Genomic DNA, 20,874 nt, shown 5'->3' with positions numbered 1-20,874 from the left:
TGGGGGCGGTTGTCCCCAGCGATCGGTCGCTTCTCCACATGCCTGTCCACTGTTCGGCAACCCGACGCGCCTCCTCACCGGGTCGAGTGAAAGGCGTCACACGAAGGTGCCGGGATGGTCTGTGGGAAACGTGGGTAAACCTGGGGACGGCACTGGGGAGAACTCGCCCCTTCCTGTGCACGGCGTGTGCAGAACTTTCTGTTCTCCACAGATACGCCCGGTTGTCCACCGCCTCCACCCACAGGGCCCGTGGACAAAATTCCTGCCCTGAGCTGGGCAAACGAGGTTATCCACGGTATCCACAGGCCCTACTACTACTCCCGACTAGAGAGAGCTGGGAATCCGTTTCGAAGGGGGTCCTGTGCACAACTCGCTCTTCGGTGCCCGGCTGCCCCTCGTCACGACTTGACCCCGAGAGGCACCTACTGTCAGTGCGGTGCGTCAGACTGGTCCCCGGTGTCCTCCCCCTCACCGGGACCGTCGACACCGAGACAGACGACGAGGGCCAGGCAGAGCGAGAAGCGCCGGCAACAGCAGGAGGCGGCAACAGTGAAGATCCGGGTGGAACGCGACGTACTCGCGGAGGCAGTGGCCTGGGCGGCACGCAGCCTCCCGGCCCGTCCGCCGGCGCCTGTCCTCGCCGGCCTGCTGCTGAAGGCCGAGGACGGCCAGCTGAGCCTGTCCAGCTTCGACTACGAGGTCTCCGCGCGGGTCTCCGTGGAGGCCGAGGTCGACGAGGAGGGCACGGTCCTGGTCTCCGGCCGCCTGCTCGCGGACATCTGCCGGGCGCTGCCCAACCGGCCGGTGGAGATTTCCACAGACGGTGTACGGGCGACCGTGGTCTGCGGCTCCTCCCGGTTCACACTCCACACCCTGCCTGTGGAGGAGTACCCGGCCCTGCCCCAGATGCCGAACGCGACGGGCACGGTCCCCGGCGAGGTCTTCGCCTCCGCCGCCGCCCAGGTCGCCATCGCGGCCGGCCGTGACGACACGCTGCCCGTCCTCACCGGTGTCCGCATCGAGATCGAGGGCGACACCGTCACGCTGGCGTCCACCGACCGCTACCGCTTCGCGGTCCGCGAGTTCCTGTGGAAGCCGGAGAACCCGGAGGCCTCCGCGGTCGCCCTGGTGCCCGCCAAGACGCTCCTGGACACCGCCAAGGCCCTCACCAGCGGCGACCAGGTGATCCTGGCGCTGTCCGGCTCGGGTGCCGGCGAGGGCCTGATCGGCTTCGAGGGCGCCGGGCGCCGTACGACGACCCGGCTGCTGGAGGGCGACCTGCCGAAGTACCGCACGCTGTTCCCGACGGAGTTCAACAGCATCGCCGTCATCGAGACCGCCCCCTTCGTGGAGGCCGTCAAGCGTGTGGCCCTGGTCGCCGAGCGCAACACCCCGGTGCGGCTGAGCTTCGAGCAGGGCGTGCTCATCCTGGAGGCCGGCTCCAGCGACGACGCACAGGCTGTGGAAAGGGTCGACGCCCAGCTGGAGGGCGACGACATCTCGATCGCCTTCAACCCGACCTTCCTGCTGGACGGCCTGAGCGCCATCGACTCCCCGGTGGCCCAGCTGTCCTTCAAGACGTCCACCAAGCCCGCGCTGCTCAGCGGCAGGCCGGCGCTGGACGCCGAGGCGGACGAGGCCTACAAGTACCTGATCATGCCGGTGCGCCTCAGCGGCTGAGCCCGCCCGAGGGCCGGTGAGCCTCTGGGGATCACCGGCGGTTGTCCACAGGCTGAGGACAAACCCGCAGGTGAGGGCGTACGAGTGAGCGCGTATGCCCACAGATGTGCGCGAGCGTCCGGGTTTAGGCTCGGACGCGGGTACGAGAGTGCCCAGCGGTACGCACGTGCCGCCACGCCACGTCGCAGAACCTAAGGAACACAACTGATGGAGCTCGGTCTCGTCGGCCTCGGCAAGATGGGCGGCAACATGCGCGAGCGGATCCGCCGCGCAGGTCACACCGTCCTCGGATACGACCGCAACCCGGACCTCGCCGATGTCCACAGCCTGGAAGAACTGGTGGGCAAGCTCAGCGGCCCGCGCGTGATCTGGGTGATGGTCCCGGCCGGTGAGGCCACGCAGACCACGATCGACCGGCTCGCCGAGCTGCTGGAGCCCGGGGACGTCGTCGTGGACGGTGGCAACTCCCGCTGGACCGACGACGAGAAGCACGCCGAGGAACTGGCGGCGAAGGGCATCGGCTTCGTCGACTGCGGTGTCTCCGGGGGCGTCTGGGGCCTGGAGAACGGCTACGCGCTGATGTACGGCGGCGACAAGGAGAACGTCGCCAAGGTGCAGCCGGTCTTCGACGCCCTCAAGCCGGAGGGCGACTTCGGCTCGGTGCACGCCGGCAAGGTCGGCGCCGGCCACTTCGCGAAGATGGTCCACAACGGCATCGAGTACGCGATGATGCAGGCTTACGCCGAGGGCTGGGAGCTCCTGGAGAAGGTCGACTCCGTGACCGACGTCCGGGAGGTCTTCCGCTCCTGGCAGGAGGGCACGGTCATCCGCTCCTGGCTGCTCGACCTCGCGGTCAACGCGCTCGACGAGGACGAGCACCTCGACGAGCTGCGGGGTTATGCACAGGACTCCGGCGAGGGACGCTGGACTGTGGAGGCCGCCATCGACAACGCGGTGCCGCTGCCGGCGATCACCGCGTCGCTGTTCGCGCGGTTCGCCTCCCGCCAGGAGGACTCGCCCCAGATGAAGATGATCGCGGCGCTGCGGAATCAGTTCGGCGGCCACGCGGTCGAGAAGAAGTAGTCCACAGGGCTGCACGGCAGTCCACAACCGTCCGGGGAGGTCGGCGAAACGACCATGCACGTCACGCATCTGTCGCTGGCCGACTTCCGCTCGTACCCCCGGGTCGAGGTCCCGCTCGACCCCGGGGTGACGGCCTTCGTCGGGCCGAACGGGCAGGGCAAGACCAACCTCGTCGAGGCCGTCGGCTATCTCGCCACCCTCGGCAGCCACCGGGTCTCCTCCGACGCCCCCCTGGTCCGCATGGGAGCCGAGCGCGCGATCATCCGGGCCCAGGTCCGGCAGGGCGAACGGCAGCAGCTCATCGAGCTGGAGCTCAACCCGGGGCGCGCCAACCGCGCCCGCATCAACAGGTCCTCGCAGGTCAGGCCGCGTGACGTGCTGGGCATCGTGCGGACCGTGCTGTTCGCGCCGGAGGATCTCGCCCTGGTCAAGGGCGACCCCGGTGAGCGGCGGCGCTTCCTCGACGAGCTGATCACCGCGCGCTCGCCGCGCATGGCCGGGGTCCGCTCCGACTACGACCGGGTCCTCAAGCAGCGCAACACCCTGCTGAAGTCGGCCGCGCTGGCCCGGCGGCACGGCGGCCGCACCATGGACATGTCCACCCTGGACGTGTGGGACCAGCACCTCGCCCGCGCGGGCGCCGAGCTGCTCGCCCAGCGCCTGGACCTGATCGCCACGATCCAGCCGCTGGCCGACAAGGCCTATGAGCAGCTCGCACCCGGCGGCGGCCCGATCGCGCTGGAGTACAAGCCGTCGGCGCCGGGGGAGGCACACACCCGCGAGGACCTCTTCGAACAGCTGATGGCCGCGCTCGCCGAGGCCCGCAAGCAGGAGATCGAGCGCGGTGTCACCCTGATCGGCCCGCACCGGGACGACCTCCTGCTCAAGCTCGGCCAGCTCCCGGCCAAGGGCTACGCCTCCCACGGCGAGTCCTGGTCCTACGCGCTGGCACTGCGCCTGGCCTCGTACGACCTGCTCAGGGCGGAGGGCAACGAGCCGGTGCTGGTGCTCGACGACGTCTTCGCCGAGCTGGACACCCGCCGCCGTGAGCGTCTCGCCGAGCTGGTCGCGCCCGGCGAGCAGGTCCTGGTGACGGCCGCGGTCGACGACGACGTACCGCATGTGCTGTCGGGGACGCGGTTCGCCGTGTCCGAGGGGACGGTGGAGCGCGTATGACGGAGAACACACCCGGCGCGTCCCGGCCCGCCGAGCCCTCCGGGTCCCTCGAGCCCTCCGGTGTCGACCTCGCGCGCGTGGCGCTGCGCGCCGCCAAGGAGGCCGCCCGCGCGCGGGGAGACGCGGCGCAGCAGAAGAAGCAGGCGCGCCGCGGCGGTCTGCGCTCCGGCGCGCGCGCCGACGGGCGCGATCCCATGGCGCTCGGCTCGGCGATCAACCGGCTGATCACCGAGCGCGGCTGGGAGGCGCCGGCCGCGGTGGGCGGTGTGATGGGCCGCTGGCCGCAGATCGTCGGCGAGGACGTGGCCAAGCACTGCGTACCGGAGAAGTACGACGAGGACGAGTGCGTCCTGGTGGTGCGCTGTGACTCGACGGCGTGGGCGACGAACCTCCGGCTGCTCGCGCCCACGCTGGTCGCGCGCCTCAACGAGGACCTGGGGCACGGCAGGGTGAAGCTGATCAAGGTGCAGGGCCCGGCCGGTCCCGCGCGCCGCTTCGGTCCGCTGCGCGCCCCCGGCAGCACCGGTCCGGGCGACACCTACGGCTGAGCGGCACTGGTTTCCCACCCGTCGACAGCACGTGACTGACATCACATCAAGGGCTTCCGTCCGCTCTTTCGGAGCGTCGGCGGCCCTTCCTTCGTGCGCCCGCACACGGTTGCGAATCGCGACCTGACTCCTAAGTAGCCAAGGGTTGACGGCCGGAAGCGCTGAGTGCCTCCGTGAGCCTCTTGGAGCCCCCATCCGTATATCGGGAGTCGGGCGAGACCCATCGAGGGCGGCACATGCGGACTCAGGTACCGGCAAACCCCCATCAGTGTCAGTGCTACCGGTAGACTGGAAGCAATCCCGCCCCAATCGTGGGGACCGTCCGGGAAAAGCTGAGCAACGCTGATCAAGGCTTACCAACGCAACATGCCGCAGCCGCTCCGGCAACCCGCCGACGAGCCTGGCTCGTGCTGTGCCAGAAAGGGCGCTTCGTGGCCGATTCCGGCAACCCCAACGAGAACATCCCGTCCACCGACGCAGGCGTGACCAGCGAGGCGATCACCTCCAACGGCGAGGTCACCGCCTCGTACGACGCCAGTGCCATCACCGTCCTCGAGGGTCTGGACGCGGTCCGCAAGCGACCCGGCATGTACATCGGCTCGACCGGTGAGCGCGGACTGCACCACCTGGTGCAGGAGGTCGTGGACAACTCCGTCGACGAGGCGCTGGCCGGTCACGCGGACACCATCGACGTGACGATCCTCGCCGACGGCGGTGTCCGGGTCGTCGACAACGGCCGTGGCATCCCGGTGGGCATCGTCCCGTCCGAGGGCAAGCCGGCCGTCGAGGTCGTGCTGACCGTGCTGCACGCGGGCGGCAAGTTCGGCGGCGGCGGTTACGCGGTCTCCGGTGGTCTGCACGGCGTGGGTGTCTCCGTCGTGAACGCCCTGTCCACGAAGGTCGCCGTCGAGGTCAAGACGGACGGCTACCGCTGGACGCAGGACTACAAGCTCGGCGTCCCCACGGCACCGCTCGCCCGGCACGAGGCCACCGAGGAGACCGGCACGTCGGTCACCTTCTGGGCCGACGGCGACATCTTCGAGACCACCGACTACTCGTTCGAGACGCTCTCCCGGCGCTTCCAGGAGATGGCGTTCCTCAACAAGGGTCTGCGGATCAACCTCACCGACGAGCGCGAGTCGGCGAAGGCCACCGCCGGCGCGGACGAGGCGGGCGAGGACGAGAAGCACGAGGTCAAGAGCGTCTCGTACCACTACGAGGGCGGCATCGTCGACTTCGTGAAGTACCTGAACTCCCGCAAGGGAGACCTGGTGCACCCCACCGTGATCGACCTCGAGGCCGAGGACAAGGACAAGAACCTGTCCCTCGAGGTCGCGATGCAGTGGAACGGCGGCTACACCGAGGGCGTGTACTCGTTCGCCAACATCATCCACACGCACGAGGGCGGCACGCACGAGGAGGGCTTCCGCGCGGCGCTCACCTCGCTGATCAACAAGTACGCGCGCGACAAGAGGCTGCTGCGGGAGAAGGACGACAACCTCACGGGTGACGACATCCGCGAGGGTCTGACGGCGATCATCTCCGTCAAGCTGAGCGAGCCCCAGTTCGAGGGCCAGACCAAGACCAAGCTGGGCAACACCGAGGTCAAGACCTTCGTGCAGAAGGTCGTCTACGAGCACCTCACGGACTGGCTGGACCGGAACCCGAACGAGGCCGCGGACATCATCCGCAAGGGCATCCAGGCGGCCACCGCGCGCGTGGCGGCCCGCAAGGCCCGCGACCTCACCCGCCGCAAGGGCCTGCTGGAGACGGCGTCCCTGCCCGGCAAGCTCTCCGACTGCCAGTCGAACGATCCCACCAAGTGCGAGATCTTCATCGTCGAGGGTGACTCCGCCGGCGGCTCGGCCAAGTCCGGCCGCAACCCGCAGTACCAGGCGATCCTCCCGATCCGCGGCAAGATCCTGAACGTCGAGAAGGCGCGGATCGACAAGATTTTGCAGAACCAGGAGATCCAGGCGCTGATCTCGGCCTTCGGCACCGGAGTCCACGAGGACTTCGACATCGAGAAGCTCCGCTATCACAAGATCATCCTGATGGCGGACGCCGACGTCGACGGCCAGCACATCAACACCCTGCTGCTGACCTTCCTGTTCCGCTTCATGCGGCCCCTGGTCGAGGCCGGTCACGTGTACCTCTCCCGCCCGCCGCTCTACAAGATCAAGTGGGGCAAGGACGACTTCGAGTACGCGTACTCCGACCGCGAGCGCGACGCCCTGATCGAGATGGGCCGCAACGCCGGCAAGCGCATCAAGGACGACTCCGTCCAGCGCTTCAAGGGTCTCGGCGAGATGAACGCCGAGGAGCTGCGCATCACGACCATGGACCAGGAGCACCGCGTCCTCGGCCAGGTCACCCTCGACGACGCCGCCCAGGCCGACGACCTGTTCTCGGTCCTCATGGGCGAGGACGTCGAGGCCCGCCGCGCGTTCATCCAGCGCAACGCCAAGGACGTCCGCTTCCTCGACATCTGAGTCGGTCTCAGCTGACCGCATCAGGAAGGATCTTCACCAGCAATGACCGACGAGAACACTCCCGTGACGACGCCCGAGGGTGACGCCCTGGCCATGCGCGTCGAGCCCGTCGGGCTCGAGACGGAGATGCAGCGCTCGTACCTCGACTACGCGATGTCCGTCATCGTCTCGCGTGCGCTGCCCGACGTCCGCGACGGCCTCAAGCCCGTCCACCGCCGCGTGCTGTACGCCATGTACGACGGCGGCTACCGCCCCGAGCGCGGCTTCTACAAGTGCGCCCGCGTCGTCGGCGACGTCATGGGCAACTACCACCCGCACGGCGACTCCTCGATCTACGACGCGCTGGTCCGCCTCGCGCAGTCCTGGTCGATGCGCATGCCGCTCGTCGACTCCAACGGCAACTTCGGTTCCCCGGGCAACGACCCGGCCGCGGCCATGCGGTACACCGAGTGCAAGATGGCGCCGCTGTCGATGGAGATGGTCCGCGACATCGACGAGGAGACCGTCGACTTCACGGACAACTACGACGGCCGCTCCCAGGAGCCGACCGTCCTGCCGGCCCGCTTCCCGAACCTGCTGATCAACGGCTCGGCCGGTATCGCGGTCGGCATGGCGACCAACATCCCGCCGCACAACCTGCGCGAGGTCGCGGCCGGCGCCCAGTGGTACCTGGAGAACCCCGAGGCCTCCCACGAGGAGCTGCTGGACGCGCTCATCGAGCGCATCAAGGGCCCGGACTTCCCGACCGGCGCGCTCGTCGTCGGCCGCCGGGGCATCGAGGAGGCGTACCGCACCGGCCGCGGCTCCATCACCATGCGCGCGGTCGTCGAGGTCGAGGAGATCCAGAACCGCCAGTGCCTGGTGGTCACCGAGCTGCCCTACCAGGTCAACCCGGACAACCTCGCGCAGAAGATCGCCGACCTGGTCAAGGACGGCAAGATCGGCGGCATCGCGGACGTCCGCGACGAGACCTCCTCGCGCACGGGCCAGCGCCTGGTCATCGTGCTGAAGCGGGACGCGGTCGCCAAGGTCGTGCTGAACAACCTGTACAAGCACACCGACCTGCAGACCAACTTCGGCGCCAACATGCTGGCGCTGGTGGACGGCGTGCCGCGCACGCTCTCCCTGGACGCGTTCATCCGGCACTGGGTGACCCACCAGATCGAGGTCATCGTCCGCCGTACGCGCTTCCGGCTGCGCAAGGCCGAGGAGCGGGCGCACATCCTGCGCGGTCTGCTGAAGGCCCTGGACGCCATCGACGAGGTCATCGCGCTGATCCGGCGCAGCGACACCGTCGAGATCGCCCGCGGCGGCCTGATGGACCTGCTGCGGATCGACGAGATCCAGGCCAACGCCATCCTCGAGATGCAGCTGCGCCGGCTGGCCGCCCTGGAGCGCCAGAAGATCGTCCAGGAGCACGACGAGCTCCAGGCGAAGATCAACGAGTACAACGAGATCCTCGCCTCCCCGGTCCGCCAGCGCGGCATCGTCAGTGCCGAACTGGCCGCGATCGTCGAGAAGTTCGGCGACGACCGCAAGACGACGCTGATCCCCTACGAGGGCGACATGTCCATCGAGGACCTGATCGCCGAGGAGGACATCGTCGTCACGGTCACCCGGGGCGGCTACATCAAGCGCACCAAGACCGACGACTACCGCGCCCAGAAGCGCGGCGGCAAGGGTGTGCGCGGCACGAAGCTCAAGGAAGACGACATCGTCGACCACTTCTTCGTGTCCACCACGCACCACTGGCTGCTGTTCTTCACCAACAAGGGCCGCGTCTACCGCGTCAAGGGCTACGAGCTGCCCGACGCCGGCCGGGACGCGCGCGGTCAGCACGTGGCGAACCTGCTCGCCTTCCAGCCGGACGAGGCGATCGCCGAGATCCTGGCGATCCGCGACTACGAGGCGGTCCCCTACCTCGTGCTCGCCACCAAGGCCGGACTTGTGAAGAAGACGCCTCTGAAGGATTACGATTCGCCCCGCTCCGGCGGTGTCATCGCGATCAATCTCCGCTCGATGGAGGACGGTTCCGACGACGAACTGATCGGCGCCGAACTGGTCTCGGCGGACGATGATCTGCTTCTGATCAGCAAGAAGGCGCAATCCATCAGGTTCACCGCCTCGGACGACACCCTGCGTCCGATGGGCCGTGCCACCTCGGGCGTCAAGGGCATGAGCTTCCGCGAAGGCGACGAGCTGCTCTCGATGAATGTTGTTCGACCCGGTACGTTCGTGTTCACTGCCACAGACGGCGGGTACGCGAAGCGGACCGCCGTCGACGAGTACCGCGTCCAGGGTCGCGGCGGCCTCGGCATCAAGGCTGCCAAGATCGTCGAGGACCGTGGATCCCTCGTCGGCGCGCTGGTGGTCGAGGAGACCGACGAGATCCTCGCCATCACGCTGTCGGGCGGTGTGATTCGTACGCGAGTCAACGAGATCAGGGAAACCGGCCGTGACACCATGGGCGTCCAACTGATCAATCTGGGCAAGCGCGATGCCGTCGTGGGCATCGCTCGCAACGCCGAGGCAGGACGCGAGGCGGAGGAGGTCGACGGCGATGTGGTCGTCGACGAGACCGCCGAGGGTGCCGAGACCACCGGCACGGACGAGGGTGAGGCGCCCTCGTCCGAGTAGCACGAGGAGTGAGTCAGCGTGAGCGGAGCCACGGGCGCCGGACCGGCCGGAACCTCCAGGGGTACGGAAGCGGACGACGGCGGTCGTGGCTCCGCCGCGCGTGCGGCGGACCCGCACACGACCAACCTGAAGGCGATCAAGTCCCCGACCAAGGACACGCCCTCGCCTGACGCGCATGAATCACAGGGGGGAACTGTGACGGACACCCGAGGTCCGCAGACCCAGCAGCACAAGACCGGGGCCGGCCCGTCCGCCTCCGGCGCGAAGCCGAAGCCGGCCACGCAGGAGCCGGCCACGGCCTCTCCCCTGCCCGGGGAGCGCCAGACGCAGCAGCAGGCCGGTCCGTACCACCCGCCGCAGGCCTACCCGGCGCAGCAGGCGGCGGCCGGGGGGAACGCCGCCGTACGGCGTCCCCGCCCGGGAGCGGGCACCACTCCGCGCGTCCGCAAGGCGCGGCTGCGGGTGGCCAAGGCCGACCCGTGGTCGGTGATGAAGGTCAGCTTCCTGCTCTCCATCGCCCTGGGCATCTGCACGATCGTGGCGTCCGCCGTGCTGTGGATGGTCATGGACGCGATGGGCGTCTTCTCGACGGTCGGCGGCACGATCTCCGAGGCCACCGGCTCCAACGAGTCCAACGGCTTCGACCTGCAGGCCTTCCTGTCGCTGCCCAACGTCCTGATGTTCACGTCGGTCATCGCGGTCATCGACATCGTCCTCGCGACGGCCCTCGCGACGCTCGGCGCGTTCATCTACAACCTGTCCGCGGGCTTCGTGGGCGGTGTCGAGCTCACGCTCGCCGAGGACGAGTGACATCACCTCGGTCGTTGCCCTGACGATGTCCCGCCAACCGATTTTGGGACTGCGCATGTCGTGCGCTAATCTTCAGGAGTCAGCGCGCGGGACACACTCCCGAACAGCGCGGCGGGGCTATAGCTCAGTTGGTTAGAGCGCATCCCTGATAAGGATGAGGCCACAGGTTCAAATCCTGTTAGCCCCACCAGCGAAAAGACCCCCAGTCGACAGCGACTGGGGGTCTTTGGCATCCACGGCTGACGTCAGCCGATGATCGGGTCGCAGGTGTGCCGGCCTCGGAGCGAGGGGGGCGTCATGACCGAACGAGACTGGTACGACGACGGCGACTACGACAGCGCAGCCGAGCGGGCCGAGCGGATGGCTCGAACGGGATGGATGGCGATCCTGGGCGTGACAGGGCTGGCGGGGGTTGCCGCGCTTGCCGTCATCGGTGCCTGCCTCGCCGCTGCCGCAGGCATGTTCTACGTCGTCATGGTCATCACCCGCTAGCACGCCACCAGGCATGTCAGGAGCGCCCCGCTGGTCTGACCGGAGCGCCGGGGTCGCTCGCCTCCGGACATCGCCTGGGCTTGCTGGAAGGTGACGATGTGAAGCCCCTGCGCAAGGGCTGAGGGCGTTCCCCTGGCTTCCCCGCGTGCTCGATATGATCACTGGCCGACCGATCCGACCAGAGAACGGGGAAATGGTGCGCACAACACTGGCGTCGCTGCTCGGTGCCGCAGCGGTGACGGGTGCTCTGGTGATGGGGGTTCCAGCCACCGCCTCCGCAGCCAGCCTTCCCTCCGCCTGCCCGAAGGACCTCATCCTTCCCGTGCCGCAGACGCAGAAGACGTCGACCACCGTCAACCTGCGCAGCGGCCCCGGGACGAGCTACACATCCAAGGGTTCCCTGGCGAAGGGCACCAAGTTCGATCACTACTGCTCGACTTACAAGTCCCAGTCCTGGGTCTACGGCAAAGTGCTCTCCGGCGCCAACAAGGGCAAGTGGGGTTGGGTCGCCGAAAGCTACCTGAAGTACTAGTAGCTGCCGCGCTCATTCTCACCAGGAGCAACGCGGACCGCGAAACCCCCGGTCCAGTACGAAGACCCCCGACCTGTAGCGGTCGGGGGTCTTGTGTGTCCGGGGTCTTCCGCGATCTCAGCGTTGCAGGGGTGCGAAGCGGTCCGCCGTACTGTCGGGGTCGGCGTCGGGGTCCTCGTCGGTGCAGTCGGTGCCGGGGGAGAGCGCCGTGTCCGCGGACGAGCGGTGCCGGCAGCGGGGGGTCTTGCCGTGGGCCTCGGCGCGGATGCGCTGCTTCATCGTGGGGGGCAGGGCCTTGGGGGAGGACCAGGGGAAGGCCGCCGGTGCCGCCGTCCGCTGCTGCGGGATGCTCGCGCCGTTGCTGTTGCTCTTCTGCTCGCTCTGCGCTACAGCCGGGGCGGCCGTCGTGGTGACGAGTCCGAGCGCCGTGCACAGCGCGAGGAAGGCGGTGACGATGGCGGTCCACAGCTTCATGACCTTGTTCCGGGCCATGGCCCCTCACTTTCGGGTTGGGCGATTTGCGTACTTTCCTCATGATGTGTATGGGGGCCGAGAAGTGGTGGATCTCGACCCGTGGCGCGTCGATGTTCAGATCAACACCACTCGTATGGCCGCAAGAGGCCTGAAAACGTGAGGAGAGCGGCGAAGGGAGGTCAAAGTAACCGTCCGTCGGCGTGCGATCACCCTCCGATCGGAGCGGTGTACTCCGCTTCTATCCCGGTTCGCGGGAGGGGAGTTGAGGGCCGACTCAGGTCACCGATCGGTATCGGTCGGTGTGTATAGTCGGGCGCCAGAGGTCCCCTACGTCAAGGAAAGACGAGGTCGCGCGGTGAAGAAGCTTCTCCTGGTCGCACTGGCCGCCATCGGCGGGCTCCTCGTGTACCGCCAGATCCAGGCGGATCGCGCCGAGCAGGATCTGTGGACGGAGGCGACTGACTCCGTGCCCACGGGTTCGTGAGTCACGACAACCCAGACCAAGCACACCCCGGCCGCCTCGCGGTCGGGGTTTTGTGTGCCGAGGCCCGGTCGTGAACCCGGCCGGCGCGGCAGGATGGGCCACGGCTTCACGGATTCGTGGTCCGGCGAGGGTGAGGGGTGGCGCGTGAGGGGACCGTGTCGTACGGCTTGGGGACGGCGCACGAGTGCGTGGCGCCGCCGTCCGGCGGTGGCCGTACGCCTGGGGGCCGTGGCGGTGGTGCTGGGGACGACGGCGGCGGTGACCCCCGGACAAGCCGCCGCCATGGCGGGGCAGACCTTCGCCGCGGACGTCTCCAAGGCCGCGGACGCGCCGGGTTCCTATGCCTTCGCCGCCGACGCGCGGAGCGTCGAGGGGGCCAGGAATACCGGGGACGCCGCTCTCCTGAAGCCCGGCCGTACCTACAAGAGCTCCCTGCCCGCCGACGGCAAGGTCAACTACGGCCTGGAACTCGACGCCGCGTCGAACGCGTACGTCTCCGTCACCGCAGTCCCCTCCCCCGACAGCACCGTCTCCGTCGTCGACGGCGTCAAGGTGACCGTCCAGGACGCCGAGGGGAACACCTGCTCCGACGACACCACCGTCTTCGGGACCGCCCGCAGCCCGCACCCCGTCGCCGCCTGGGGCATGCGGGAGATCTCGCCCGGCAAGTCGCTGTGCCGCAAGGCCGGTGCGTACTACGTGTCCGTCGAGCGCGCGGACCCGGACGGTGAGGGCTCCTCGCCGGACACCTGGGACCTGGAACTCGTCACCCTGACGGAACCGCGCACCGCGAGGGCCGAGGCGACCGGCGCACCCCAGGTGTGGGACTCCGCCACGCCCCAGCCGGTCCAGGGACAGCCCGAGCGCCGGAAAGGCGGCGCGGGATTCACCGGCGCCACCCCCCTCGACCAGGGCGTCTGGCGGGATGACATCCGGCCCGGCCAGACGCTCTTCTACAAGGTGCCGGTCGACTGGGGACAGCAGCTCTCCGTCACCGCCGACCTCGGCAGCTCGGACTCCGGCGCCACCGGCTACACGCCCGACGCCCTGAACCTGGCCCTCTACAACCCGGCACGCGGTCACATCGCCGACGTGGGTGTCGGCTACGACGGCGACCAGAGCTCCAACAGTCTGCCTCCCCTCCCACCGGTCGACCACGCCAACCGACACGCCGCCACCGCGCAGGTGAGCGCGATGCGCTTCGCCGGCTCCTACTACCTCGTCGCCCACCTCGCGGAGGGTGTCGCCGACGCCTACGGGGACGGCCCGTTCGCGATGACGCTGCGGGTCCGGGTGAGCGGGCAGGCCGGGAGCGGGCCCGCCTACGCGGGGGAGTCCGAGCCGAAGGGCGTCTTCGAGGTGTCGGAGGCGGACCGGGAAGCGGCCGCGGAAGGCGTGGCCGGGGGCGACGACACCGCGATGAGGGCACTCGCCGTGGGCGGGATCGGCACCGGCAGCGCCCTGCTGGTGGGACTCGGGGTGTGGACCGTGGTCGCTCGGCGCAGGAGCGCCGGGTAAGGGAGACGGGCGCTCGCCGGCACGCGGCCGGCATCCCTCACAGGCGTGTCAGGGCCCAGAAGCCCACGGCGTAGCAGGCCAGCGCGAGGAGCAGCAGGGGCACCGCCACCTTGGCCGGAGGGCCGGGGCGGGGAGCGCGTCGTGCACGGTGCCGTGACGGGGTGGGGCTGTCGGAGCGGGCCGGTGGGCTCTGGGCGGTGTACGAGGCGGTGGAGGCGTCCGTGCGGTAGTGCTCCGCAGGGAGCGGCGGCGCGCCGGAGTACACCGGTGGGAGCGGCTGGGCGGGGGACAACCGGTGGGTCGGGTCGTAGGGGGAGGCGGATGCCGGCCGGTACGGGGCGGGCCGGGACGGCTCCGGCGTGGGTGACGAGGTGACGGTGGCCTGCGGGGGTGGCAGATGGAAGCTGCCGGTGTCCGACATCGAGGGCGTCCGGGCGGGGTCGGAGCCGGTGGCCCGTCTCGGGTCGGCCGGCGTCGCCGGGCCGTGTTGCCGGCGAGGCTCGGTGTGCTGCCCGCCGGGCACCGGCGTATCGCCCTCGCCGTCTGTCCGCCGGGGCGGCTCCTCGCCGGTCCGCGAGTCGGGCAGCCCCTGTCTCGGGCTCAGCCCCTTCGCTCGCTCCAGCGGCCCTTCGGGGGCGAATCCCCCAGGGAGCGGCCCGAGTTGGTCGAAGATCTCGATCAGTTCGTCGTCCGGGCCCGGCTCCGGGAGGAGCTCCACGGCGGCGGCGAGGGCCTTGCGGGCCCCTGTGGCCGTCCGGAACCGCGCTTCCGGGTCCGGCTGGAGCAACATGGCCACCACCTGCCACAGCGGCTCCGGGATGCCCTTGGGGGCCCCGGGTGTCCCGTGCTCGGCGAAGTACTGGATCAGCGCCTTGCTGTCCGGCTTGGCGCCCTCCAGCAGATACAGCGCGACCAGCCCCACGGCGAACAGATCGGCGGGGAAGTCCGGTTCGGCGCCCATCATCTGCTCGGGCGCGAGATAACCGGGCGTTCCGACCACGAGGTTGGTTTCGGTCAGGCGGGGCTCGCCCAGCCGCATCGCGATGCCGAAGTCGGACAGCCGCAGCCGCGGCCGGCCCGTGCCGGTGGCCTCCAGCAGGATGTTGGCGGGTTTCACGTCACGGTGCACCACGTCCTCCGCGTGCACCGCGGCCAGGCCCGCCAGCAGCTGGTCGAGCAGGGTGCAGACGAAGGCCGGCGGCAGCGGGCCGTAGTCCCCGACGAGATGGACCAGCGATCCGCCCGCCACCAGGTCCATGGTGAACAGGACCTTGTCGTCGTCGGCTGCCCAGCTGGTGGGGGCGAGCACATGGGGATGATCGATCCGCAGGGCCTGTTCGCGGACGAAGCGCAGCAGCGAATGCGCGTCGCTCTGGAGCAGGACCTTGGCGGCCACGTAGCGACGGCGGCGGTGGTCCCAGGCGCGCCAGACGGCGCCGACCCCTCCGCGCCCGATCGGGTCGACCAGTTCGTACCGGCCGGCGAAAACCTCACCCATGGCTGTACGTCGCTCCTCCCCCTGCGGCTTCCCCCCTTGCTTCCCCCTCGGTGAGCGCTACGACTCCCCGACGGGCGAAAGACTCCCCCGGCCCCCGGCTCCCCCGATGAGCGACACCTCCCCCTCGCGTCGAACGGTCCCCCGTACGGAACACGCCCCCTCGTGCCCGTCCGTACCGTGACGTGTCCCCCGTCACTTCACCCGCGGCCCGCTGCCGAACCCCCTTCGGCGGGCGGGCCGGGGATCAGCTCTGGTGGGACTGGTAGTGCGTGACCGCGTCCGAGGTGCGGCCGGCCCCGTAGACCCGGAGGAACTCTGCCAGCTCCGGATGGGTCGGGGCGAGGGTGTCGGCGGCGTCGATGATGTCGCCCGCCGCCGCGACCGAGCGCAGCAGCGACTGGATCTCGCGCACGACGCGCTTGACCGTGGGCGCCCCCGAACTGCTCGTCGTCTGCGTGGTGTTGCTGAGCACCGAGCCCCCCTGCGACTTCTTGATCTCCTCCATGCGTTCGGTGGCCTCGGCCGCGCTCACGTTGCCGTCCGCGACCTGCCCCGCCAGGTCCTGCAGCAGCTGCACCCGCTGCACCACAGCGGGGTTGCCGATCTTCGCCCGCTGACCGCTCATCAGCTGCGACAGCATCGGCGCGGACAGTCCCAGAACCCCCGCGAGACGAGCCTGGTTGAGACCAAGATCGTCGATGAGCCTACGGAAGAGCGCCCCCAGTGGCTCCCCGTACCAGTTCCGCTGCAGTTCCCGCGCTCTTGCGGTCGCTTCCTGCTGTGCGGCGTCCATTGCGTCTCCCCATCGCTTCCCCATACGGCGGTTCGCGGTAGCGAACCACGCCGAGCATCTTACGGAGAGTGGTCGGCGACGGGGACCCCCAATCTTTTTGCGGAACCACGGGGGTGACCCGGTACTCTTGTCTCCGACGCCCGCCGGGACGCGGTTCCTCCGGCTGGACGTCACTTTCCGGGGCCTTAGCTCAGTTGGTAGAGCGCTGTCTTTGCATGGCAGATGTCAGGGGTTCGACTCCCCTAGGCTCCACACTTCGAGAGCCCCTTCGGCCTGGGAAAACCCGGGCCGGAGGGGCTCTCTCCGTGCGCGGCCCGCTGGTGCCGGCCGGGCTCGGGGAAGGCGGTCGACGCCGGGTGATCGGCTACCCCCGCCGCCCCTTGGCGCCAGGCGTGTCCGCGGTGAGCGCCCGCAACGCTCGGTGCCCTGGGGCGCCGGACAATGTGGCGTGGCGTCCTCCTTGTGCGGCCTCGGGCGCGGCCATGCCCCGACCGCATGCTCCGGGCCGGACGGCGCACCCCCTGGAGGGCGCGGAGAAGGGGGCATCCCTTGCACTCTTATTGCATCTGCACGTGCAGATATCCGGAATGAAATGCTCCCGTCAGCCTTTCTGGGGCTCCGAGCCCGAGCTGTGAGGCCGCAGCGAAGGAAGCTCTACTGGAAGCGCTATCTGCTTCAGATGCCGACTGATCGATGCCTTATCGAAGAAAGTCGATCAAATGTGACCACGCTTCTAACGAAAGTGTTCTCGATTGGATTCCGCGGGCGTCACGTCCGATCTGCGTACGGTGGGGTGAAGCGCGGTGTGTTTAATGGTTGTCGCCGCAGGTTCAACAAATCCCGCTGTTGCATCGTCCGAACGCGTGGCGGGCCTTCGACGGGACCGCTACTGTGGCGACGTCATAGCGTGCGGCGCGCGCCCGTAAACGATTCAGCGCACGCAAATGCCCCAGGGTGCTGTCACACCCCGGGGCACGCGCGATCAAGGAAAGGAGAAATACTCCACGTGATCGACAGGTTTGGCCGAGGATGGATGAATGCGCTCCCGGCCGACAGTGAAGTTAGCAGTTGGCGCCAGTGGGGTCCACAAATTCGCCGGATGACCATCTGGAGAGTGGAAGTGGGCCTCGGTCTGCTCCTGGCGACCGGGGTGCTGGCGTGGCTCTTCGTGCGGGACCCCGGCTGGACGGCCATGGGTGTCGCGACCGGCGTCCTGGGCGTCGCCCTGCGGAGCCGCTCGTCCATCGGCTACATGCGTATCCGCGTCGAATGAGACGTGAGGGCCGGCCCCGCTGTGGTCAGAGCGGGGCCGGCCCTCACGGCTCGCGGCCGGCCGCGGTCCCGCGCCTGGAGACCGACGACCCGATCGCCGGCTGGCCCGATCGCCCGATCGTCACCTGTTGTTGCCCCAAGTGCGCCTCTACCATGGCTAGTTCACCCAGGACGCTGTCTGGGTGCCGCTCCGGGGAGGACGATGTATGGGCCATTACACGCCGACAGACCGCGAGATCGATGTCACGACTCCGAGCGTGGCTCGCATGTACGACTGGCTGCTCGGGGGAACCGACAACTACGCGAGCGACCGGGAAGCATGCGACCACCTGCTGCGGATCGCCCCCAGCAGCAGGGAACTCGCGCTCACCAACCGGGCGTTCCTGCGGCGGGTGGTCCGCTTCCTGGCCGAGGAGCGGGGGATCCAGCAGTTCATCGATCACGGCTCCGGCCTGCCCACGCAGGACAATGTGCACCAGATCGCGCAGAAGGCCGACGAGCTGGCGCGGGTGGTCTACGTGGACAACGACCCCATCGTGCTCGCGCACGGCCGCACCATGCTGGAGGAGAACGCTCGGACAGCGGTGCTGTGCGCTGACATGCGTGAGACCGACTACATCTTCGAGCACAGCGACACCCAGCGGCTGATCGACCCGACCCAGCCCACCGCAGCCCTCTTCGTCTCCGTCCTACACTGTCTCCCGGACGAGAGCGATCCCGGCGCGCTCCTGCGCGACGTGGCGCGTCGGCTGGCCCCGGGCAGCTACCTGGTGGTGTGCCAACTGGTCAGCGACAACAAGGCGGTCCGGGACGGTGTCACCGACCTGATGGCAACCGCGACCGGGGGGCGTTGGGGACGCGTCCGTTCCAAAGCGGAGGTGACGGAGTTCCTGCGGGACTGGGAGCCCGTCGAGCCGGGGTTGGTCGAGGTGAGCCAATGGCGACCCGATTCCCAGCCCACCGTATGGAAGCAGGGAAACGAGTGGGAGGAATGGGGCGGCGTCGTCGCCCTGTGAAAGAAAGAAGCGGCCATCCCAGAGTGCGCGGACTCACTGGTACTTTTCGATGGCCCTGCGCAGCAGTTCCTCCGTGCGCTTTCGGGAAGCCGCTCGTTCCATCAGGCGATTGAGAACCAACCGGTAGCGCTCCGTCTCCTCCGGGCGGGTCAGATACGTCGCACTGCCGATGCTCTCGACATAGACCACTTCCGTCGGCCGGCCGTCCCGCAATCGCAGATGCGTGATGGGATACGGAGGTGAGACATCCCCGCTGTGAACGAATTCGACGATCCGGATATTGGTCCCGGGCACCTGTCCCAGGGCCAGCAACTGTTCCAGCTGGCGTCTCATGACCCGCCGGCCTCCACGAGGCCGATGGAGCACCCCTTCGTCCAGCAGTGCTGTGAGCACAGGGCGATCCGGCTGCCGCAGAATCCGCTGCCTGTCCAGCCGCAGAGCGACCCGCCGCTCGTTCTCGGCGTCCATCGGAAGGGCGGCGGAGATCACCGCTCGTGCGTAATCACGAGTCTGCAATAAGCCCGGCACGACGAGGGCCTCGTACATGATGATCCGCTCAGCACCCTGCTCGAGGCTTATCAGCCTCTTCAGGAAGTCCGGGGTGACATCGCTGTACTGCGTGTACCAGGCGCCGTTGGAGGACTGGGAGAGCAGATACTCGATCTCCGCCAGCTCTTCCCGGCCGGCCCCGTAGAAGGCCGCGAGATCACGGACGTCCCGCGCTTTCGGCTGGGTGGCAGCCCGCTCGAGGCGGCTGATCTTGGCGGCGGAAGCACGGATCGTCACCGCCGCCTCACTCAAGGTCAGACCCCGCTGGAGACGCAGCCTGCGCAGCCGCTCTCCGAGGAGCCGTGCTGCGGGATCCGGCTGTGACTGCTGCCCCGAGGGCATCGACGCTGCAGGCCCATCAGATCCCACGCGTACGCACTCTCCTCTGCGAGATCAACGCTTGCCCGAGTCTCGCAGAGCGGAGAACCCGATGGGACCGGACAAGCGTCGTCCTGCGCAGGGCTACGCAGTCAGTCCGTCGAACTCACCGTCCCGAGCTCCGGCCACAAAGGCTGCCATCTCCTGCCGCGTGTACACCAGGGCGGGCCCCGAGGGGTGGCGTGAGTTCCGGACGGCGACGCGCCCGTCGGGGAGCCCGGCGACTTCAACGCAGTTGCCCGCCCCTTGACTTGCCGTGCTCTTGATCCACCGGGCGCCCTTGATCCGGTCGGCGGGAACACCGTTGTCGTACTGCATGTACATCGCCTCCGACAGTCATACGGTTGCAATTTCGCGTGCAATTGCACGACGGTGAGCTGTCACGATAGAGGCCGCCACCCCTCCGGAAAATCCCTCACACGGGTGTCTCACGAGCGACTCGCAGATCCAGGACAGCTCCCTGACCTGGAGGTCACGGTGACACAGCTCGGCGGGGCAGGAGACCCTCAAGTCTCCTGCCCCGCCGAGCTGTTGAACGTCAGGCGCTCTCAGGAACGGTCGTCGCGCCGGGCGGCTTCGTCCTCCGCCTGCTTGGCCTCGACCTCAGGGTCCAGGACCGCCTGGCCGGTGCCGTCCACGGAGGACAGGCGCCCCGACTCGGGAACCTCCGTCGCGGCCGGCGGCTCCACCAGCCAGTCCGGGTTGGCCTGCTTGTCCCACCACTTCCACGCGGCGAAAGCACCGCCCGCGACCGCGCCCAGAATCACCAGCGTCTTCACGGCCTTGCCGGCCCTGGCCCGCCGTTCGTGCTTGCGGACCAGCTTCTGGATCTCCTTGGACGTCACCTGACCGCGCAGCGCGGCCAGGGCGGCCGCACTCCGGGCGGCGGCCTCGGTCGTCACCGGCACGGCCGCGGCCATCGCCTGCTCGATCCTCGGCCTGGAGTACTCCGCCGCCTGACGGGCGGCCTTGCGGGTGCGTTCGGCGGCGTCCTGGGCGGCCTGGTCGACCTTCGGCGGCACATGCGTGCGGGCCTGTTCCAGATACGGCTGCACATGGGTGCCGTACTGGACGCGTGCCTGCCCTGCGGCCTGCGTCACCTTGGGCGCCAGCCGTACGCGTGCCTCGTGTGCGTAGTGGGCGGCCCTGTCCTTGGCCGTGTCGGCGTAGGGCGCCACCACTTCCGCGGCGTGCAGCACGCTGTCCTTCGCCGAACCAGTCGCGGCGCGCACGCTGTCGATGCGGGTCACGGGTTCCTCCTCCTCGGTGGCGTACGGTATTTCGACTTTCCACCCTTTTACGGATCATGCCTCCCGGTGCACGACCAGGCATGCGCGGACGAGCATCCGGGTCACGCGAACCGGCATCCAGTGCCGATCACGTGCGATAGCGGATGAATAGGGGGTAACAGGAGCTTGTCGTCGACAATGCCACGGATCGCC

General features: G+C 68.8%; 19 protein-coding genes and 2 tRNA genes. 15 read left to right on the top strand and 6 right to left on the bottom strand.

All coding sequences use genetic code 11. From position 1 onward, the window contains the following. Window positions 1–549: 549 nt before the first annotated feature. The 10 genes from dnaN to AB0I06_RS27055 all read left to right on the top strand — a co-directional run bounded on the left by dnaN (window position 550) and on the right by AB0I06_RS27055 (window position 11,450). Window positions 550–1,680, top strand: coding sequence for a DNA polymerase III subunit beta (gene dnaN, locus AB0I06_RS27100; protein ID WP_363121440.1), 1,131 nt, complete (start codon window positions 550–552; stop codon window positions 1,678–1,680). A 207-nt stretch (window positions 1,681–1,887) separates the two neighbouring features. Next, on the top strand, window positions 1,888–2,763 hold the full coding sequence (gnd, locus tag AB0I06_RS27095) for a phosphogluconate dehydrogenase (NAD(+)-dependent, decarboxylating) (protein WP_363121439.1): 876 nt from the start codon (window positions 1,888–1,890) through the stop codon (window positions 2,761–2,763). Between the two features lie 54 nt (window positions 2,764–2,817). Next, complete coding sequence (recF, locus tag AB0I06_RS27090; protein ID WP_363121438.1) at window positions 2,818–3,939, top strand: DNA replication/repair protein RecF; 1,122 nt, start codon at window positions 2,818–2,820, stop codon at window positions 3,937–3,939. After that, the gene (locus AB0I06_RS27085; protein WP_363121437.1) at window positions 3,936–4,487 is read left to right on the top strand and encodes a DciA family protein; all 552 of its coding nucleotides are present in this window, start codon (window positions 3,936–3,938) and stop codon (window positions 4,485–4,487) included. The genes recF and AB0I06_RS27085 overlap by 4 nt, the downstream gene beginning before the upstream one ends. A 431-nt stretch (window positions 4,488–4,918) precedes the next feature. After that, the gene (gyrB, locus tag AB0I06_RS27080) at window positions 4,919–6,979 is read left to right on the top strand and encodes a DNA topoisomerase (ATP-hydrolyzing) subunit B (protein ID WP_363121436.1); all 2,061 of its coding nucleotides are present in this window, start codon (window positions 4,919–4,921) and stop codon (window positions 6,977–6,979) included. Window positions 6,980–7,021: 42 nt separating this feature from the next. Continuing rightward, complete coding sequence (gene gyrA, locus AB0I06_RS27075; RefSeq protein WP_363121435.1) at window positions 7,022–9,616, top strand: DNA gyrase subunit A; 2,595 nt, start codon at window positions 7,022–7,024, stop codon at window positions 9,614–9,616. A gap of 18 nt (window positions 9,617–9,634) precedes the next feature. Next, entirely contained in the window at window positions 9,635–10,426 is a 792-nt protein-coding gene (locus tag AB0I06_RS27070) for a DUF3566 domain-containing protein (protein ID WP_363121434.1), read from the top strand. Between the two features lie 113 nt (window positions 10,427–10,539). After that, a tRNA-Ile gene (locus AB0I06_RS27065) sits at window positions 10,540–10,616 on the top strand. Between the two features lie 107 nt (window positions 10,617–10,723). Continuing rightward, window positions 10,724–10,918 carry a hypothetical protein gene (locus tag AB0I06_RS27060; RefSeq protein WP_363121433.1) on the top strand — a complete coding sequence of 65 codons (195 nt, stop codon included), beginning with the start codon at window positions 10,724–10,726 and terminating at the stop codon, window positions 10,916–10,918. Window positions 10,919–11,072: 154 nt separating this feature from the next. After that, window positions 11,073–11,450: an SH3 domain-containing protein gene (locus AB0I06_RS27055; protein WP_363121501.1), complete on the top strand. Its 378-nt coding sequence runs from the start codon at window positions 11,073–11,075 to the stop codon at window positions 11,448–11,450. A gap of 117 nt (window positions 11,451–11,567) precedes the next feature. On the opposite strand, the gene AB0I06_RS27050 is transcribed toward AB0I06_RS27055, so the two are convergent. Continuing rightward, window positions 11,568–11,942 (bottom strand): DUF6344 domain-containing protein, encoded by a 375-nt coding sequence (locus AB0I06_RS27050; protein WP_363121432.1) that lies wholly within the window; start codon window positions 11,940–11,942, stop codon window positions 11,568–11,570. 337 nt (window positions 11,943–12,279) lie between these two features. Between AB0I06_RS27050 and AB0I06_RS27045 the strand changes: the two genes are divergently transcribed. Continuing rightward, the gene (locus AB0I06_RS27045; protein ID WP_003999697.1) at window positions 12,280–12,408 is read left to right on the top strand and encodes a DLW-39 family protein; all 129 of its coding nucleotides are present in this window, start codon (window positions 12,280–12,282) and stop codon (window positions 12,406–12,408) included. A 207-nt stretch (window positions 12,409–12,615) separates the two neighbouring features. Further along, window positions 12,616–13,926 carry a hypothetical protein gene (locus tag AB0I06_RS27040; protein WP_363121431.1) on the top strand — a complete coding sequence of 437 codons (1,311 nt, stop codon included), beginning with the start codon at window positions 12,616–12,618 and terminating at the stop codon, window positions 13,924–13,926. Window positions 13,927–13,963: 37 nt separating this feature from the next. Here the strand turns inward: AB0I06_RS27040 and AB0I06_RS27035 are convergent, their stop codons facing one another. Continuing rightward, window positions 13,964–15,424: a protein kinase gene (locus AB0I06_RS27035; protein WP_363121430.1), complete on the bottom strand. Its 1,461-nt coding sequence runs from the start codon at window positions 15,422–15,424 to the stop codon at window positions 13,964–13,966. Between the two features lie 244 nt (window positions 15,425–15,668). Next, the gene (locus AB0I06_RS27030) at window positions 15,669–16,217 is read right to left on the bottom strand and encodes a DNA-binding protein (protein ID WP_363121429.1); all 549 of its coding nucleotides are present in this window, start codon (window positions 16,215–16,217) and stop codon (window positions 15,669–15,671) included. A gap of 179 nt (window positions 16,218–16,396) precedes the next feature. Between AB0I06_RS27030 and AB0I06_RS27025 the strand changes: the two genes are divergently transcribed. The 3 genes from AB0I06_RS27025 (at window position 16,397) to AB0I06_RS27015 (ending at window position 18,505) form a co-directional block, all read left to right on the top strand. After that, a tRNA-Ala gene (locus tag AB0I06_RS27025) sits at window positions 16,397–16,469 on the top strand. Between the two features lie 847 nt (window positions 16,470–17,316). Continuing rightward, on the top strand, window positions 17,317–17,490 hold the full coding sequence (locus AB0I06_RS27020) for a hypothetical protein (protein WP_363121428.1): 174 nt from the start codon (window positions 17,317–17,319) through the stop codon (window positions 17,488–17,490). 205 nt (window positions 17,491–17,695) lie between these two features. Beyond that, window positions 17,696–18,505 (top strand): SAM-dependent methyltransferase, encoded by an 810-nt coding sequence (locus AB0I06_RS27015; RefSeq protein ID WP_363121427.1) that lies wholly within the window; start codon window positions 17,696–17,698, stop codon window positions 18,503–18,505. Between the two features lie 33 nt (window positions 18,506–18,538). Here AB0I06_RS27015 and AB0I06_RS27010 read toward each other — a convergent pair whose 3' ends face one another. The 3 genes from AB0I06_RS27010 to AB0I06_RS27000 form a co-directional block, all read right to left on the bottom strand. Next, window positions 18,539–19,396 carry a DUF5753 domain-containing protein gene (locus tag AB0I06_RS27010; protein ID WP_363121500.1) on the bottom strand — a complete coding sequence of 286 codons (858 nt, stop codon included), beginning with the start codon at window positions 19,394–19,396 and terminating at the stop codon, window positions 18,539–18,541. Between the two features lie 120 nt (window positions 19,397–19,516). Continuing rightward, window positions 19,517–19,756 carry a DUF397 domain-containing protein gene (locus tag AB0I06_RS27005; RefSeq protein WP_363121426.1) on the bottom strand — a complete coding sequence of 80 codons (240 nt, stop codon included), beginning with the start codon at window positions 19,754–19,756 and terminating at the stop codon, window positions 19,517–19,519. A gap of 224 nt (window positions 19,757–19,980) precedes the next feature. Then, window positions 19,981–20,682 carry a DUF5324 family protein gene (locus AB0I06_RS27000; protein WP_363121425.1) on the bottom strand — a complete coding sequence of 234 codons (702 nt, stop codon included), beginning with the start codon at window positions 20,680–20,682 and terminating at the stop codon, window positions 19,981–19,983. Between the last annotated feature and the right edge of the window lie 192 nt (window positions 20,683–20,874).

The sequence above is a fragment of the Streptomyces sp. NPDC050674 genome (assembly GCF_040654575.1).
In the GTDB taxonomy this organism is placed as follows: Bacteria; Actinomycetota; Actinomycetes; order Streptomycetales; family Streptomycetaceae; genus Streptomyces.
Note: the sequence above shows the minus strand (reverse complement) of the source record. Positions and strands in the feature narration are given on the sequence as shown.

Coding starts and splice junctions, on each gene's coding strand:
- gnd (WP_363121439.1), top strand. CDS start 1,888: ATGGAGCTCGGTCTCGTCGGCCTCGGCAAGATGGGCGGCAACATGCGC.
- recF (WP_363121438.1), top strand. CDS start 2,818: ATGCACGTCACGCATCTGTCGCTGGCCGACTTCCGCTCGTACCCCCGG.
- AB0I06_RS27085 (WP_363121437.1), top strand. CDS start 3,936: ATGACGGAGAACACACCCGGCGCGTCCCGGCCCGCCGAGCCCTCCGGG.
- gyrA (WP_363121435.1), top strand. CDS start 7,022: ATGACCGACGAGAACACTCCCGTGACGACGCCCGAGGGTGACGCCCTG.
- AB0I06_RS27060 (WP_363121433.1), top strand. CDS start 10,724: ATGACCGAACGAGACTGGTACGACGACGGCGACTACGACAGCGCAGCC.
- AB0I06_RS27055 (WP_363121501.1), top strand. CDS start 11,073: ATGATCACTGGCCGACCGATCCGACCAGAGAACGGGGAAATGGTGCGC.
- AB0I06_RS27050 (WP_363121432.1), bottom strand. CDS start 11,942: ATGGCCCGGAACAAGGTCATGAAGCTGTGGACCGCCATCGTCACCGCC.
- AB0I06_RS27035 (WP_363121430.1), bottom strand. CDS start 15,424: ATGGGTGAGGTTTTCGCCGGCCGGTACGAACTGGTCGACCCGATCGGG.
- AB0I06_RS27030 (WP_363121429.1), bottom strand. CDS start 16,217: ATGGACGCCGCACAGCAGGAAGCGACCGCAAGAGCGCGGGAACTGCAG.
- AB0I06_RS27020 (WP_363121428.1), top strand. CDS start 17,317: ATGACCATCTGGAGAGTGGAAGTGGGCCTCGGTCTGCTCCTGGCGACC.
- AB0I06_RS27015 (WP_363121427.1), top strand. CDS start 17,696: ATGGGCCATTACACGCCGACAGACCGCGAGATCGATGTCACGACTCCG.
- AB0I06_RS27010 (WP_363121500.1), bottom strand. CDS start 19,396: ATGCCCTCGGGGCAGCAGTCACAGCCGGATCCCGCAGCACGGCTCCTC.
- AB0I06_RS27005 (WP_363121426.1), bottom strand. CDS start 19,756: ATGTACATGCAGTACGACAACGGTGTTCCCGCCGACCGGATCAAGGGC.